The organism is Yoonia sp. 67-2 (assembly GCF_035117555.1).
Taxonomy (GTDB): domain Bacteria; phylum Pseudomonadota; class Alphaproteobacteria; order Rhodobacterales; family Rhodobacteraceae; genus Yoonia.
On the sequence record NZ_JAYKPK010000019.1, the window covers coordinates 1 to 16,372 of the forward strand.

Genomic DNA, 16,372 nt, shown 5'->3' on the forward strand with positions numbered 1-16,372 from the left:
TCCACTCCTCTCCCAGCCGGGAAATCGTAGCGGAAAACTCCAGCTTCAAACGGTCCAGTTTGCGGGGATCAGATCAAGGTCTGACCGCTGTGCATCTAGTCGTGGCTTTCTGTAGCATTTTTAGAACAGACGCGCCATCATCGCATCGGTCATCCAAAAGAGACTTGAGAAAGAATGATCTGACTCCTTTTTCAAGCGGCTGATCACGCTCAAATGCTGATTTTAACGGGCCTTGATCCTAACAAGGTAAGCAAGACGCTGCAGTTTTCCGGGTTAACCCTACGCCAACCTGCGACATTTGTCTGTTACCCACGCCCCAACTATGTTTTCAGCCAGCCAGTATCTGATGCGTCTTAACCAGCAACTCTTATTCAGCTGCTTCATTACTAAGGGGCCAAACGACATAAAATGTTGTCCCTTCTCGACGTGAAGTGTGAAGGGCAATAGCGCCTCCGGCCGCTTTGACAATCTCAGACACGACGGGCAACCCTAATCCTGTGCCCATGTTTCCCTTCGTCGTAAACCGTGGCTCCCATATTCTTGTCCTGACATCAGGCGCGATGCCAGTTCCTGTGTCTCTGATCTGGCACAGGGCATAGGGTGTTTGCGGAATATTTCCCACTTCAAGACTTGCCTTCTGCGGAATAGTACCATCGCGTGAAAGCGAAAGTTCAAGTTCGTGCATTCCCTCACCTAAAGCATCACGGCCATTTAGGCCGATGTTTAGAAAAACTTGCATTAACTTAATAGGATCGACCATTGTGACGATTGGTTCTTCAGGAATATTTAGCATCACCCGCAGCTTGGGCGATGCGCCCAATTGCAAAACACATGCGGTCTCTTGCAGCAATTGAGCTATGTTGACCTGCTGTGGAAAATTGGTTTCCATCCCAAGCTTGCGGATTGGCTCTAACAAAGCGATCGCTTGTCGTGCCGTAATATGGATATTTTTCACCATGTCTGCTGGCTGCACCTCTGCGTCTTCAAAAATAGGATCAGAGATGTAAGAAATGGTCGTGATCAAATTCAGGAGATCGTGCGTGAGCCCGACAACAAGAGAATTGACGATCTCTTGACGCTGCGCTTGCTCCATTCGATCGCGTGTCAGGATGATCTCGCGGGAAAGAGTGTTGCGTGCAGTAACATCACGACTGACGCAAACGATTTTCCCGTCTGGCATGCCTGTCAGGCTTAGGTCTTGTTCAAACGTTTCTCCATCTTTGCAGAGCGCTATCGCTTGCCCGCTCCAGAAGCCGTGATCTTTAATCGATGGAAAAGCGTCTGTTGCCAGCTTTTTCCATTCTTCGGTCGTGTAAAGGCTCTGCCAGGATTTACCAACGAGGAGTCTGGGATCATCATACCCAAACATTGCAGCATGTGCGGGGTTTGTGTAGATTATATTCCAAGCGTCATCAAATATTGTTACGCCTTCCTCGGTTGCAGCAACCGCAGTAGCTTTAATTGCAAGCTCTGCCTCCAGCCGCTTCTGACGAGAAATATCCAACAGAACGCCAGATATCCGATATGGGCGTCCATCTGAGTGCCGGTCCGAAATGCCCCCGCGACCCAACACCCAGACCCAGCCGCCAAGGGCGTGACGCAGACGATATTCTGCCTCGAAATTTGTCTCCGAACAACGTACGCATTTTAGAAAACCAGCTTCGGCCGTGGCAACATCCTCCGGGTGGACGAGGCCGCGCCATCCTTCAAAACCCAGAGCATTTGCGACCATCGGATCAAGGCCTAACAGACTGGCCCAGTGATCGTTCACACTACTTTTGCCAGTATCAAGGTTTATCGACCATGTGGCTGCACGCGACCCATATATCACTTGCTCCAGATTAGCCTGTGAGTACTTTAGGTCGGTTATATCGACGAGCATGTGAACATATTCCCCGCCCCTCGTCATGCGCTGCGTCACGCGGAACCAACGACCGTCGCATAACCGCACTTCCTCTTCACACATCTGGCGTTGACGCTGGGCGAGACGGTACCGCAGCCAGTTATCGCGCTGCGCGGCTGGCACCCCAATCAAGCCAGCTTCTACATCTTGGCGCAACACCGCTTCAAACTTCATTCCTACAGTAAGTTTGGCCGTATCGCTGTGATGAAGACGGGCATAGGCACTATTGTAGTGAACAAGGTAGTCATCCATATCGTAATAGGCAAAAGGATCTTGGACGGCGTCTATTGCATCGGCGAGTTGCTGGCGAAGTAGCACCAATTCCTGCCGAACATCGATCTCGCTAGCTTCATAAACAATAATCAGTTCATTTGCCTGTTCGTCTGAGGCTCTGCGCAGCATAGCACGGCGCTGATAGCCTTCTTGACCGATGTAACGATGTACTGCTTCTTCACGCTGCAGCACGTACTGACAGTCAAGCATAAGGTTCGGGTCGACCTTCATTAAACCTTTGGCCAGTTCGATCGGCTTGTCCAAGTCAGACGAACACGGTCTAAATGACAAGGCGTGATCTGGTGATATAAACCGTAATCTCAGGTCTTTCGATAGAATTAGAACCAGCACTGTTTGTTTCTTTCGTTTGTTGCAACGATCTGTATGCCAAACGAGCACTTCGAATCTTGTTCTAGATCAAGTCGTTATTTCATATATAGGATAATTCGATACGATAGATACCTGCTTAATCAAAAGACTAAATAACCCTTGATCTTGGGTCTTTGACGCAATGGTTTGATGGTGTAATCCCTTCTTAACAAAAGAAAGACGCATTATGCGGCAAATTGGTCACGTGAGCGCAAATATTACGTACAAGGTCGGGTAATATCCCCTTTTTAACGGGGCGCATCCGTAGAACCCACGCCGCGATATTCAATTTCATGACGGGTGTGGTGCCGCCGATACCCATGTTGGGGCGGTTGCTGTTGTAATCAACAAGCCAGAGTCCCAGCTCGCCATACTAGAGCCGAGCATAGCCTCACACGCGCTACGAGCGGCCACGGGACAGGCAAATTGACGCCGATCGACAATCAGTGGCCAACAGGCACCTCGCTGTCCGATGGGGCGGACCTGAAACCGAACGAGATATTCGGTATGAAGGGCGAGTGCTTTGTCGAGATCTGTCCGATTCAGCCACTTTTTTGCGGCCTCGACGCTTGGGAATACGTCAGGAGCAATGTAAGCAAGGGCTTTGGGGGCAACTGGTAAAAGACCTCCACTTTTTGCAAGAATGATTTCGGCCCTATTGCCGCCGTTGCGCAGTTCAGGCCAAGACAAATGGAGGTCAGCTGGCACGCCCATTACCTGTACGTTTGTGTTGTCATCTAAACGGCGCAGGTCAAGAGCGTTCAGGATCAGGATGCGGCACGGATAACGTACAGCACGTACCCTATCGATTGCCTGAACGACTTCCGCCTCCCGCATCTGCCACAGTAGTCGATTTACTCTTTTATCCGGATGGCGCTGGATAATACTCGAACTTGTCTGACCCGTCTTGCTGCGCAGTGTTCTGCGCCGTACGATATAATCGATCGCTAACGGATCAAACGGCTCTGGGTCGAGCGCGAAATATGCGCGAGCAAGTGTCTGAACCGCTGCAGCGGGGGGTTGCTTGCGACCGATCAGAACGACGGTTTGGCGACCGGTAAAGCCGTTGAGCCCACGTGTTGCGCCGAAATGCGTCCATGCAAGACTTTCACCAAAAAGATCATTACAGCACTGCCGCCGCCTCGCTTCGTTTTCTACTGCAAGGGTCGATACAACCAAGACCCCTTTCGGTGCCTTCTCAACTTCACGACGCAGGACTATCGTCAAATCCTGCCACAGCTGTTCGCGTTCTTCGATGGTCGAGGCCGAGAGGGGGTAGTCTGTGGCGGGAGCCAGAGAGGCATTGCTAAAGCCACGACTTAAGCATTGGAGGACCTCGCCCTGCCGCTGCACATCGATCCGCCATACCGTCATCTTCCGTCGAACGGCGCGCCCGAGCAAGATAGGGTCGGCCGTCCCGTCCAACACGATCATCGGAACCGAAGGTTTGATAGCGGTTCGTTCTAACCGATGAGCCGTCGCTGAATTGAACAGGCCGGCTTCGTCAACACAGATGCTTAGCCCGTTGAATACGGTACGGTCGATCTTGCCAGCTGAAAAAAGCCTGACCTCTTGCAAGATCGCAGATAGCATAGCCTGCACGCCTGTCATCTCAGGCGCGACAGATGCCTCGAGGACGTCCCGAACAGCCTGGTCGTGCTCGGCTGGCTGGATCCCCGAATGCATCTTGCGTTGCAGTTTGCGCATCATCTTCAAGGCTGCCTCGAGTTCCGCGATGTCAATCGACGCTGTAATTTCGCGCAGCGGTGCAGCGGTGGCGAGACCTTGCTGCAATCGCTCGAAAGTCGACAAAAGCGCCTCAGGGCTTTCTTCGCTTTCGCCGGTCTCAAAATCGCTATCCTGCGCTTCATTCAACCTGCCGTGACTAGGCGTGGATTCACCTTCCTCGTCCAAAGTGCTGGCCCAATCGCATATTACAGTCATGGCCTCTGCGTTAACTGTGATTGACCGCGGCAGATTGGCCGAGGGATCTTCATCGATAATAACTAGATGAGGATCAGGAAAAGGCGGCGGCAACGTCAGCGAAGCGTGGGTCATAACAAAGACACCGCCACCCGCATGCTCATTGATTGACCGGAGCTGGGCCTGATAAGCGCAGGTTGCGATGTATTGGCATGCACCAATGCCTGCTTTATCTCCTTTGCCACAAAGCGTCTTCTTGACGGAAAGGCCCTTAGCCGCAATTTCAGCTGCCAAAGCGTGACGCTGACACATGTGATCTGGCGATCCTTCGACAACCGGAGCACCCCTGCCACGAAAAACGCGAATTGGCCGCGATGATCCGGCCATATCCCGCGCAAATTCACCGGCCTTGCGCAGGGTCGGCTGAAATACCCAAACAACTGCAGTTCCTGGCAGCGCTTCAATCAGTGCCTGAACTGAGTGTGTCTTACCAAGACCGGGCGTCGCCAGTACCAAATGCGTGGCCAAACGCCTTTCATTCACCTTAATTTTGTTGCGTACGTCATAGCCCAGATCTTTCGTCAGGAACGCAACCACTTCAGCCCAGTCAGATCCCACATTGCTGCTATGCCCGCATTCGAGCCAAGGCGTCAGGGCATCGAGGCATGCCGCCTTATCCCGCCAAGCGCGTGGTAAGTCAGCGGGCAGGCTGTCAGTCAGATCAGTCGCACCTTCGCGCGTCATCTCGGATGCAGTCTGTTCGGAAATCTGCCGACTGATATCAGCAAGAATGACAGCCATCACCTCTCGAAGGCGTGCCTCACCGCCGATCAAATCGTAGACCTTTCCGGTCTCGCTTTTATCACAGGGTTCGACAGCGCAGGGCGATGTCATTGTAGGCACAACAGACCCCAAAATATCGCGCGGACGGCCAATGCCGTTTTTCAAAAGCCTGGCCTGCGTTCCAGCCTTAGGTCCGTTCATGATGACGATGGCCGGCCCCTCGTCCAGAATAGCAAGAGCGACCTTGGCTCCAGATGCCACGATCTGCCCGCCTCGTGCCAGAATGGCAGCCTCAGTTTTTTCAGTGTCCAAGCGGTCTTTTTCAAAATTGGAAGAATAGATATACGACATGCGGCTGGGCCCCGAAAAAGTGCCAGTATGATGATGCAGTTTATCGCGCGTTTGGCTGGGCAAGAACCTGCCAAATTGCCTTGTCCACAGGCTTGATGCTTTCGCGACGAACAATTGGCCCATGAAGGCAGCCGTCTTGACGCATCACATCACGGTCAGAGTGAATTATCTCTTTCTTATAGGAAACCGTCCCTGTCTTCGAGCAATCGTACACGCGTCATCGAGCCTCTTAAGAAATTTCTGCAGAGCACCCTAGCATGCTTCAAAGGTGACCGATCAGAAACAGCAGAAAACAACGGCACCGTGGCGCACAAACAGAATGCGCATTTTGAGCATTTTCCTGAGAAAAGTCTACTTGCCAACGGCAGCATGACGCCCATCGCACAAACGCGGGTTGATTGCGTGATGACGCCGACCTGTCACCACTGCCGCTTTCCATTAGGCATCATGCCCATCATCTTCAGAAATACCGCATGTGTCGAAAGACCTTCCTGCCGGTGCATATCAGCGCCCTCCACGCGCGATGCCAATACAGCTAGCTTTCGGACCCATCTTGCGATGAGAGGTCTATAGAGAGGGTCGCCGGTCTTCCATGCAAAGCGCACCAAGGCCCGCAAAACGACCGTTGCAGCGATTGGCTCCGCCTCGCAAAGACTGTCCACGGAGGTCAAGGCGCCCCAATCGTCCGGACGATCCCACAGCACCGCATCGTCAAAAATCCGGGTCCTCGCAAGGTCAGGGCGGCCCCAGTCGCAGAAAAACCGTACGCTGCGCCGAGGGTCGCCAAACGCTGCTGCAACACCCATGGCCCAGTCCTCAGCATCAAAATCGCCAGATAGGTTTTGGTGCTTCAAGTAAGCCCGCAGGGCGGGGACAGAAAGCGTTTCCTCGAAAACTTCATGCCGGATCATTTGTGCCGTCTGCAAATCGCCGAGGGCTTCGAAAATATCGGCCTCAACTACACGGCGTCGCGGGCACTCCATTTCCACGTCTAGCGACATGAAGGGGGGCTCGATGGTCCCGCTATTCGGCTCAGGAAGATGGGCCATAGCATCGACCGGACGGCCGCTTTCGAGATATACCTGTGCGACAAGGACTGAGCGCCCATTGCACTCGCCGTATCGTTCACGCTCGAGAAAAGCGTAAAGATCAGGCTGTTTCGCAGCTCGTGCGAGCAGCTGCCTTGCCACCAAGTGGTCTTTCTGTTGTGGAACCAGATACGGGTGTGGTTTTTTCGGCGGTCGTCGCGCGAGCAGTCCGTTCCACCTCGCGCAGGCCTTCGCATCCAGATACGGAACCAAGCGCCTCACAACCAGCGAAAGCGCACCGCGTCGATTGTCACCAACAGCGCGCATCATGCGAGAAGGGAGCCGCGGTACCGACGCGGGCGGCAGGAGCGAAATAATTGTTGCAAGCGCCGCATCGATGCTGGCACGGATCGCACGGTCGTCCTTTTCCTCAAATCCCCGGCGGTTTGCGAGGGCCTCATGATGGGAAAGAGCGTCTAGTAGCAGCGTGATAGTGACTTCAGGGGAGGCCAATTCCGCAACTCGGGAGATCTGGCGAAAAACATCACAGTACCGCCGCCGCACCGTGCTCCGAGTATACGGGCTGAAGGGCCGCACGAGATCATTGAGCGCAGTCCGAATGTTTTCGACCCGTTGCTCGGCGGCTTTGACAGTTTGCTTCGTGACGCGTTTGGTTTTTTGCATGGTCTCTCCTTTTTCGACAGAGCGATAAACGCCGCGATGGCCAGACTCGCCGAGGCTGATGAAAATCCAAAACGGAAAGATCTGCGTTGAGGGGTGCGCTCAGAGACATGGTGAGACAACCTGAAACGCCGGCAACGACATTTGGTTGTTGAAGCCAATACGGCAAGGGGGGTTGCGTATTTTTCCAAAAGTTTTTCCAGCGCGATTTTACTCGACAGGAATCCGAGCATTTCGCATCAAGCCACAATTTGAATGCACTGCTAGCAACGGCAATAGGTACTGAAACGGCCATTCCAGCTCAAAGCTGGTCCGTCCGAACACTATTACCGGACAACAACGCGAAAGGAATCCGTCCCACAGCAACGAACATGTGGAAAACCCCACTGCAAAGATGAACCGCCATCACAGCCGTGATAAGCATCGCTATGTGGTCGGCAGGAGTGCCCGTAATGGAAAAAAGCAAATCAGATGATGAGGTTCAGCTCTCGCACCGAGTGCCGAGGGCTTTCCGCGATCAGATTAACTTGGACGCCAAGTCCGCGGGATGCTCTGTCGGCGTTTTGATCATGCGGATGCACGCAGCACATGACCCGACCGCTAGGCGCCGTATTGAGCGAAGCCTCGGCCGGCTCGGGTGCGCTGTCAACGACACAAGGCTGCCAATGCAGTCTATGCAGGATATCCATGCCGCAATGTTAGAACTTACGTCGACCATCAGAGCGATGCTCCCGTGAAACCCTATGTCACGACGCATGACGACCCTGCTGCGCCCCTGAAATATGCGTTGCGTGACGATGCTGAAATCATCCTCGCTACCATCCCGATGCTGGATCTTAAAACAGCATGCTCCGACTTCGACCGCGTCCTTCGACTGGCGCCCCAGAAGCGGCACCGGATCGCGCACATCACGCTTTCGCTGCCGGCAGGCGCCCAGTTGGAAACCCGCGATTGGCAGCGCGTCGTACGGCATGTTCTGGATAGCCTCGGCCTTGAGACCGACCGGCATCCGATTGTCGTCACGCGGCATCGCGGGACGAACTGTGATCATGTGCATGTCGTTGCGAGCCGGGTAAGCTGGCTTGGGGATGTGACGACGCTCGACTTGGATGAAGTGACAAGCGCGCGGATACACGTTGATCTTACGACCCGACTGGGCCTGTCGGAACCGGAATACCCGGTCCTAGCGCCATCACCGCGGTTGGCATCCCGCTTGCCTTCACGCAAAAAAGCGCCCGAGGTTCGTGCACTCCATGATGCCGTGGCGACAGTGCTAGCGAGGTTCCGCCCGCAAAGCTCCCGAGATCTCGATCGCCATCTTGCCCCAACTGGCTTTCGTATCGCCTCGCGCGACGTTGGCGGGAAATCCCTACCGACTTTCATTCGAAAAGACGGCACGCCTTTCCGCCGCATCGATTTGAAGCCCGATCTCACGTCCTATGCCGTGCTGGCGCGCCTCGCCCACGTCAAGGCGCTAGGCAATGCAACGCGCGTCATCAGTGCGTATCTGCTCATCAAGGCAATTGATCGAACTGCCCTCCAACATCTGAAAGACCTTATGAATGCCCGAAATACATACAACTCTGAAACTGCCAGCCCCCGACGAGATCCTGCTGAACCGAATCGAGAATGTGATGTCAGCGGTGCGCCTGCTGCACCCTCTCCTCGACCTGCTGGAGCAGGGAAAAGCCGACGAACAGTCAGGCGCAGCTGGGGATCTGACCGAGATCCTGAAATCGCTTTACACGACGACGGTCGCGTCAGCGGCGATGGTGCAAGAGATAAACGCGAGGACCCAGTCCATGGCCCAGGAAATTCGCGCGATCAGGGAGGCGCTGCGGATCCCGATCGAATGACCTATGGCGTTTGGCTTCGGCATCTTCTGGCAGCTGTCCGGTCTATGGGAAGCCGGATTCACCTTTCGTATTCCGCCATTGGGACCGCGCGTATAATTTTTGGTGATGGCGTGCGCGCAGTTCTCAGTGGCCATCAGTTGAAGATCAGTGCTGAAGCAGCCGGATCTTCCCATGTGCGCACCTTCACGGATGCGTTACCAATAGGTTTCATCTCAAGCGTCGCGCATGTCACAAAGAGACCGGCGGACCCATTATCACAGAGGGGTATGTACCATGAAAAGCATTCCGATCCAGAAATAGACCCGGACGGTACTGCGACATTGGACAGCTACAGGCAGTGATCATGTGGGGCTTGGCTTTCGCTGGTCGCTGCAAATCGGTGTCAAGAACGACCTGCCGCTCCATGCATCGGCGTCGGCAGCAGGATCGGCCGTCCGAAGCCTGCGTACCGCTACCGTTTGCGTTCATCGGCGCGAATTTGGTTGTCCACATCTTTGAACAGACTTCAGTACCTTCGTAGTAGGCGACCCCCACCTACTCGGCATATAACACCGACGAAACCGTCTGGCGCAGAATGTGCCCTCAGAAAAAACCGGCGATCAGAATGACAGCCGTCGCAATCTTTTCTGGGGGCTTCGCAAGATGAAAAAGAGAGATCAGCCACAAGCGCGTCGGACCGCTGCTGAATTTCGTGCAGCACATCGGGATTACAGTGCGGCCTCTGCGTCGCGCAAGACCGCTGCAGGATTTGTTCGGTTGAGCCTGTGGGTACCGGGGTCACAAGCAGCAAGGTTCAAGTCACTCGCTGCGGAAGCTTGCGCATCTGAAGTCGCAAAGGACGACGTAGCGGGAATTTGCCGTCAATGCAGCGATAGGGTCAATCCCGTGATGCTTGGCAAACCGTCCGGCGCGCGCGCTTTGGCTATGGTGCGCGGCAACAAGCGTGCCGCTGATACGCGACAGCTGCCACTGGACCTTGGAGATAGTTAAGGGGGGTTGCTACTTTGCGTGGGATTGACGTGGGTGGACACAAACCAAATGCCGGCATGGCGGCAAATGAGTAATCTTGACTTTTTCGTATTTTCATAAACGAGAACACTTGATCCACCGAATCGCATGCTCTATATTCAAGTCATGGTTACTGGGCGTCCGATAAGCGGGCGAGAACTGAGGTTGCAGCCTCTGCCCCCACCCTGACCACAACGAGACCTCAGGAGTCGTCGTCATGGCTGAGAAGCATGTAGTCGCGCGCGCGGGCGCTATCAATCCCACGCAAACCCTTTCCCCTTATCTTCTGGCCCACGAGCTGGCGCGCTGTATGCGCGGCGCTGTGATGGCCGAACGCGCCTTGGCTGCCATGACAGCGATGGACGCCAACATCGACACGGCGATTTCCGCCACGGAGGCGGCATGGGGCGATGCCAATCTTATGGCAGCGTCCATCCTCGGCGAGGCAGAACATCTGCCGGATGTCATTGTGCTGATCGCAGCGATCGTCGAGCGGATGGTCGCGCTGCGTGACGAGGAAGAAGGCAAGACCTTCATGCAGCAGATCCATAATCGTCGGGCAGATCTCTGGCTCGCGGCCTGCTGCACCGGTGATCTGCGGCTCCAGCGCGGGCTGGCCTGGACGCTCGACGCGTTGCAGGACATGGCTGCGCTGGACACTTTCGGTGCGATCACCCCACCGCAGGGATCCTGCCCGGCCGCGCCCGACCTGTCGCAGCACATGGACCTTACCGCAGCCTGATCCTCATAATTGCACGCTCACCAAGCACTGAATGCTAGGGCGATCTCGCCCTGGCGGTCATGATCGGCATCAGGGCAAATCAATGCTGTTACCCCGACAGACGCGGGAACTGCACCTTTCCAACGATGCGCAAAGACTGACCAAGTCTGGTCGCCCGTTTCCGGCGCGTCAGTGCACGGCCGTATCAATTTCATCGCCTGGTCTTCTAAAGGCCGGCGCCAACCCGTCATAATGGAGGTTGCCATGTCGCAACTTAGCCCGCAGATCGCCGTTCTCACATCTGCTTACCCGACACTTCACCGCCTTCTCGACGATTCCGATCTTCTGCATGACGCTCTCCACGATCTGGGCGCATATCCCAATGTGGCATCCGACGCTGTCTGTCGTCGGGCTCGTCTTATCGGTCTCGCGGGGGAGGCGCTCGTTGACAGCCTGCTTCTTCGCCATGGCCTGCACCCGTCTCCACTTCCTGACGGGGCTTCCGCAGACCGGCTGATTCCTCTCGGACAGCGCACTGTGCGCATCCAGATCAAGACCCGCACGCACCCTGGGCCGCGCGGGTACGCCTTCAGGATGCGCAAGGGCTATCGCGGCAATCCGCTGGGCACCCGCGCTTACGAGGTCGGCGACTTCGATATCGCTGCGTTGGTCGCTCTTCCTGCGAATGTTGTATTCTTCACCTGCGCACCGGGTATCAACCTGACGGTACCGTTAAACGCCATCCCTGAACTTGCGGCCCGTCCGCTCGCCAGTCTCGACCTTGCACTGCAGGCACTGATCGAGCGAGAGGCGATGCAGACCGGCGGGGAGCCGAGCCTCTGATCGCACCACGATCCGCGCCGCCCTGAGTGACGCGGATCAATCCCCGACAGCACGATGTGCTCATCGCCAACAGGAGGCCGCTATGTCTGATCCTTTTTCCCAAACCGTTGTCCAATCGACGTCCTTCCCCGCAACAATTGCATTAGACAACGATGACTGGCGCGATTTCGCCCGCTCTGCGCTGCGGCAGATCAAAACAATGCCGAACGTCGACCGGTTCTTTCTTATTGATAAGCAGGCCCAGTCGCCGGATACGCGTCGGATCAGCAACTTCCTTGAAGCTCTTGCCCCTGATACCGCCATCGCCGACATGCTGCCGTTTAACGACGTTCAAGCGGTCGAGGAGGCTGGGGAAGATTTGCAGCGCATCGCACTGGCACGTGATCCCCGCATTCGCCCGGTGCATCCACGACCAGCAGCGCTTCAAGCCCTTCTTCGTCTGTGCCGGACTTTCCCAAGCAGCGAGCATTTGCGTCGTGCTTTCTGCGAACGAGGTGGGATCGCGGTCGTTGAGACGGGCGATGCCGCGCTGACTGCGCCTTTGGCGGATCTACTTCAGGCAGGCGAGGTTCTCGGGCTGTCAACTGCAGATCTTCCCTATGTGACGTCGGCGGCCGATGCCATGCGGGACGGTATGGACGGGGTGAATGATCTGTGGGGCTGCTTTTCCCCCTGTCTTCGCGCAGCACTTGAACTTGGTCGTACGATTGTCATTGTTGTGTGGTCGACCGCTTTCCTGCCACCTGCCTTGCGGGAGTTTGACCCGTTGATCCTGCGTCTGGTGTCGCTGGATACCGAGGTGTTGATCGAACATCTCCGTCACAGCCATAGCCAGACTCGCCGGATCGCTGAGGGCTTGGTGCGTCCGCATCTTCCAGGAGATGACATCTTGGCTCGCCTGCGACTGCCGGATCTGGCCCTTGCACTGCGGGCTGAGACACCGTCCAAAGTTGCGCAGCACCTCGCGCTACGTCTTGCACCAGCCACTACGGGCACATCCCGGCTGGCAGACTTTCCAATGGCTCCAGAGCTTCGGCTGGCGGTGGACCAAATGCTGGCCGATCTTCGTGACTGGCAGGCCGGCCGGCTTCCTTGGTGCAATGTCACGCGTGGCCTTCTCCTCGTCGGTCCTCCCGGCACCGGCAAGACAGAGATTGCGCGTCTTCTGGCAGATGAGGCAGGTATCGTCCTGCACTCAGCCAGTGTCGCGTCATGGCATGCTTCCGCGGATCGCTATTCTGGCTTCTTGCGAGCGATGTCAGACTTTTTCGCGCGCACAGGGTCCGATGCGCCCGCCATCGCATTTATTGACGAACTCGATGCTGTTGGCGACAGATCACGTCCACACGATCAAAATAGTGCATATACAGACGGCATCGTCGCCGCACTGCTGGAGCAACTGGATGGGATGTCGGTGCGGGAAGGTGTCATCATGCTGGCGGCAACGAACCACTTGGGAAAGATCGATGCGGCCATCCGGCGTCCAGGGCGATTTGACCGGACCGTCAGCTTGCGGAGCCCTACCCCGGACTTGATGCCGAAAGTATTTGCGTATCACCTTGGCAGCGACTTAGCTGGCACCGATCTGTCTGAGATTGCGGCCCGAGCAGCAGGCATGTCTGGGGCAGACGTGGCGGCAGTGGTCCGCGCAGCACGCGCACGGGCACGCGCGGAACGGCGCTCATTATCTCACAAGGATCTCAATGGAGCCTTGGCAAGTATTCGCGCGCCGATGTCGGCACGGCTCAGGCGGCGGATTGCGGTACATGAAGCGGGGCATGCGGTCGTTGCGGTGGCCTGCGGTCTGGGTGTGCCAACAATGGTCGCAATCACAGATGGGGGTGGCGTCATGGAACAGACCTGGGACGCCCTTGAAGGCGACGAAGACGGGTTGATGCATCACATTACGTGCCTGCTCGCGGGACGGGCCGCAGAGCAGCTGCTTCTGGGGGGCATCAGTGCAGGCGCCGGTGGGCCAAACGACAGCGACCTTGCGCAGGCAACGCAAATCGCAGCCGCGCTGGAGGTGTCATACGGCCTCGGTGCGGACGGCCCGCTGTGGCGCGCAACACGGCAGGATGCGGTGAGCATTATGAGCTCTGACCCATCACTGCGCACAAGGGTCAGTGCTCGGCTCGACTCATCCGAAGTCCGGGCGGCATCAATGCTGACGCTGAACCGGACCGTGCTGGAGCAGGTTGCAACTACACTGGTAAATGCTTCGGTTGTTTACGGGTCTGAACTGACAGAACTTCTTTCCGGTGTGGTTCCTTACGACAAACTGACCGATTGGGAGCCTGGGTCGACATGTCAGCACTGATGCCGGCAATGGTGTCAGCGCCGAGGTCAGCGCCGAGGTCAGCGCCGAGGTCAGCGCCGAGGTCAGCGCCGAGGTCAGCGCCGAGGTCAGCGCCGAGGTCAGCGCCGAGGTGGCGTCACGCGGGTCTGGACGAAGCGCAAGTGGTTTTCCTCTGCTGTTTCATTTTGGTTGTCCACAGGCACGTGCAGGGCATCGATGATCTGCAGATGACATGAGATCGGTCGCTATGTCATACTGATGATGCGAGAACCAGTGAACGGCTGGAAGGGCAGAAGCCCGTCGCGCTCTACCCTCGATGGTCCGCAGCAGGCAGATCGTAGGGGGTCGGAATATGAGATGCTTCAAAAAGGGATTGCTGGACGCAGACCGAACGCAAACGAGACGCCACCAGTCGAGAACCTGCTGGCACAAGACGCTGTCGACATGGGTCATCAGGCGCTGATCGACCTGTTTCGCGCGCTAGGTCGAGAAGCGGCGCGACTGGACCACGAGAGTCATAACCACGGGGCGAACAGGACAGATTGATTGGCGGTGGAACTTTGGGGCGAGAGGTCAACATGGTAGAACAACTTGGGCTTCGTGCAGTTATCTACGCCCGATTTTCGACAGATATGCAAAGCGATGCGTCAATTGACGATCAGATCCGCTCGTGCCGCGACTACGCAACGCGACAGGGATTGACTGTTGTCGGGACCTATTCGGACCGGGCCGTGTCCGGTGCCAGTCTGATGCGGAGCGGCATCCAAAAGCTGTTGCGCGACGGGCGTAGCGGTGCATTTGATGTCGTGATCAGCGAAGGGCTGGACCGTTTAAGCCGGAACCAGGCCGACATCGCCCAAATCTTCCAGTCTTTCCTTTTCGCTGAGATCACAATCGAGACGGTCAGCGAAGGCGCCATCTCGGAGATGCATATCGGCTTGAAGGGAACGATGAATGCACTGTTTCTGAAGGATCTGGCTATCAAAACGCGCCGCGGTCTGAAGGGGCGTGCGCTGGCTGGCAAATCGGCAGGCGGCCTGACGTATGGCTACAATGTCGTGCACAAGATCGCCGCCAATGGCGAACCGATCCGTGGCGACCGAACGATTAACACCGAAGAAGCGGTGGTGGTGAAGCGGATTTATTCGGACTACGCGAAAGGGATTTCGCCAAAGATGATCGCCGAGGCGCTTAATGTCGAAGGTGTGCCGGGCCCGCAGGGCGGCCAATGGGGTGCCTCGACCATCCACGGCAACCGCGAGCGCGGGACTGGTATCCTGAACAATCAACTCTACATCGGCCGCCAGTTCTGGAACCGCTTGCGCTACGTCAAAGATCCGCAGACAGGCAAACGTGTGTCGCGTCTGAACGCGGAAGCGGACTGGGTTATCACCGACGTGCCGGACTTACAGATTATCCCGCATGATCTCTGGGAGGCTGTCCGCCAACGTCAGGGAGCACTGAAGTCCAAAGGCACGAGCGTGCCGGTTTGGGACCGGCGCCGCCCGCGGACGCTGTTTTCAGGCTTGATGGAATGCGGGTACTGCGGGTCGGGGTTTTCAAAGATCCAAAAAGACAGCTTTGGCTGCTCCGCGGCCCGCAACAAGGGCGAGGCAGTCTGCACCAACAAACGGCTCATCAAACAAACCGAGCTGGAAGCCCGTGTCCTGGATGCGCTAGCCAATAACCTCATGGACCCGGAGGCCGTCAAGGTGTTCTGCGAGGCCTACACTGCCGAACGCAACTGGCTGGCGGCAACAACAACGAATAACCGCGCCGGGATCGAGAAGGAACTGGTCACAACCAAGCGCGATCACGCCAAGCTGGTGGATGCGATCATCGCGGGTGTGCCTGCGGATCAGGTGAAGGACAAGATGATTGCGCTGGATGATCGCCGCAAGGATCTGGAGGCCCAACTCGCGGCAGCCGACAACTCCCTTGCCCCGGTTCGACTTCATCCGAAGATGTCGGAGACCTACCGGGAGCGCGTGGCAGCCCTGATCCGGGGCCTCGGTGAGAGTGAGGGGATGGAGGAAGCCCGAGAGGCGATCCGGGGCCTGATCGAGAAGATCGTGCTGACCCCGCGCGCGGACGCTCCCAGCCTGACGATCGACCTTTACGGTGCCTTGGCGAGCCTTCTGATGCTTGCGACGGGGGCCCCGACCCATCAGGTCGCCCGAATGGCTTTGGGGGCTCAAAACGCCAAAAGCTCCGCCGGAGCGGAGTTTCAAGACGTTGATAACATTGGCGAATTAGTGTTGGTTGCGGGAGTAGGATTTGAACCTACGACCTTCAGGTTATGAGCCTGACGAGCTACCGGGCTGCTCCATCCCG

General features: G+C 56.6%; 8 protein-coding genes. 5 read left to right on the forward strand and 3 right to left on the reverse strand.

The features are described from left to right. Nucleotides 1–367: 367 nt before the first annotated feature. The 3 genes from VOY09_RS18070 to VOY09_RS18080 all read right to left on the reverse strand — a co-directional run bounded on the left by VOY09_RS18070 (nt 368) and on the right by VOY09_RS18080 (nt 7,314). Nucleotides 368–2,440: a PAS domain-containing protein gene (locus VOY09_RS18070; RefSeq protein ID WP_322896293.1), complete on the reverse strand. Its 2,073-nt coding sequence runs from the start codon at nt 2,438–2,440 to the stop codon at nt 368–370. A 396-nt stretch (nt 2,441–2,836) separates the two neighbouring features. Further along, complete coding sequence (locus VOY09_RS18075; RefSeq protein ID WP_322896291.1) at nt 2,837–5,725, reverse strand: hypothetical protein; 2,889 nt, start codon at nt 5,723–5,725, stop codon at nt 2,837–2,839. Between the two features lie 296 nt (nt 5,726–6,021). After that, complete coding sequence (locus VOY09_RS18080) at nt 6,022–7,314, reverse strand: DUF6880 family protein (RefSeq protein WP_322896289.1); 1,293 nt, start codon at nt 7,312–7,314, stop codon at nt 6,022–6,024. Nucleotides 7,315–8,044: 730 nt separating this feature from the next. On the opposite strand from VOY09_RS18080, the gene VOY09_RS18085 reads away from it, so the two are divergent. The 5 genes from VOY09_RS18085 (at nt 8,045) to VOY09_RS18105 (ending at nt 16,341) form a co-directional block, all read left to right on the forward strand. Next, nucleotides 8,045–9,508, forward strand: coding sequence for a relaxase/mobilization nuclease domain-containing protein (locus tag VOY09_RS18085; protein WP_322896286.1), 1,464 nt, complete (start codon nt 8,045–8,047; stop codon nt 9,506–9,508). Nucleotides 9,509–10,392: 884 nt separating this feature from the next. Then, on the forward strand, nt 10,393–10,917 hold the full coding sequence (locus VOY09_RS18090) for a hypothetical protein (RefSeq protein WP_322896285.1): 525 nt from the start codon (nt 10,393–10,395) through the stop codon (nt 10,915–10,917). A gap of 243 nt (nt 10,918–11,160) precedes the next feature. Next, nucleotides 11,161–11,739, forward strand: a complete 579-nt coding sequence (locus tag VOY09_RS18095; protein ID WP_323811304.1) for a hypothetical protein — start codon at nt 11,161–11,163, stop codon at nt 11,737–11,739. A gap of 82 nt (nt 11,740–11,821) precedes the next feature. Further along, nucleotides 11,822–14,059 (forward strand): AAA family ATPase, encoded by a 2,238-nt coding sequence (locus VOY09_RS18100; protein WP_322892966.1) that lies wholly within the window; start codon nt 11,822–11,824, stop codon nt 14,057–14,059. A 557-nt stretch (nt 14,060–14,616) separates the two neighbouring features. Then, the gene (locus tag VOY09_RS18105) at nt 14,617–16,341 is read left to right on the forward strand and encodes a recombinase family protein (protein WP_323811305.1); all 1,725 of its coding nucleotides are present in this window, start codon (nt 14,617–14,619) and stop codon (nt 16,339–16,341) included. Nucleotides 16,342–16,372 lie beyond the last annotated feature (31 nt).

Excerpts from the sequence above, each read along its gene's own strand:
- VOY09_RS18095 (WP_323811304.1), top strand. The coding sequence starts at position 11,161 with ATGTCGCAACTTAGCCCGCAGATCGCCGTTCTCACATCTGCTTACCCG.
- VOY09_RS18105 (WP_323811305.1), top strand. The coding sequence starts at position 14,617 with ATGGTAGAACAACTTGGGCTTCGTGCAGTTATCTACGCCCGATTTTCG.
- VOY09_RS18075 (WP_322896291.1), bottom strand. The coding sequence starts at position 5,725 with ATGGGCCAATTGTTCGTCGCGAAAGCATCAAGCCTGTGGACAAGGCAA.
- VOY09_RS18100 (WP_322892966.1), top strand. The coding sequence starts at position 11,822 with ATGTCTGATCCTTTTTCCCAAACCGTTGTCCAATCGACGTCCTTCCCC.
- VOY09_RS18090 (WP_322896285.1), top strand. The coding sequence starts at position 10,393 with ATGGCTGAGAAGCATGTAGTCGCGCGCGCGGGCGCTATCAATCCCACG.
- VOY09_RS18080 (WP_322896289.1), bottom strand. The coding sequence starts at position 7,314 with ATGCAAAAAACCAAACGCGTCACGAAGCAAACTGTCAAAGCCGCCGAG.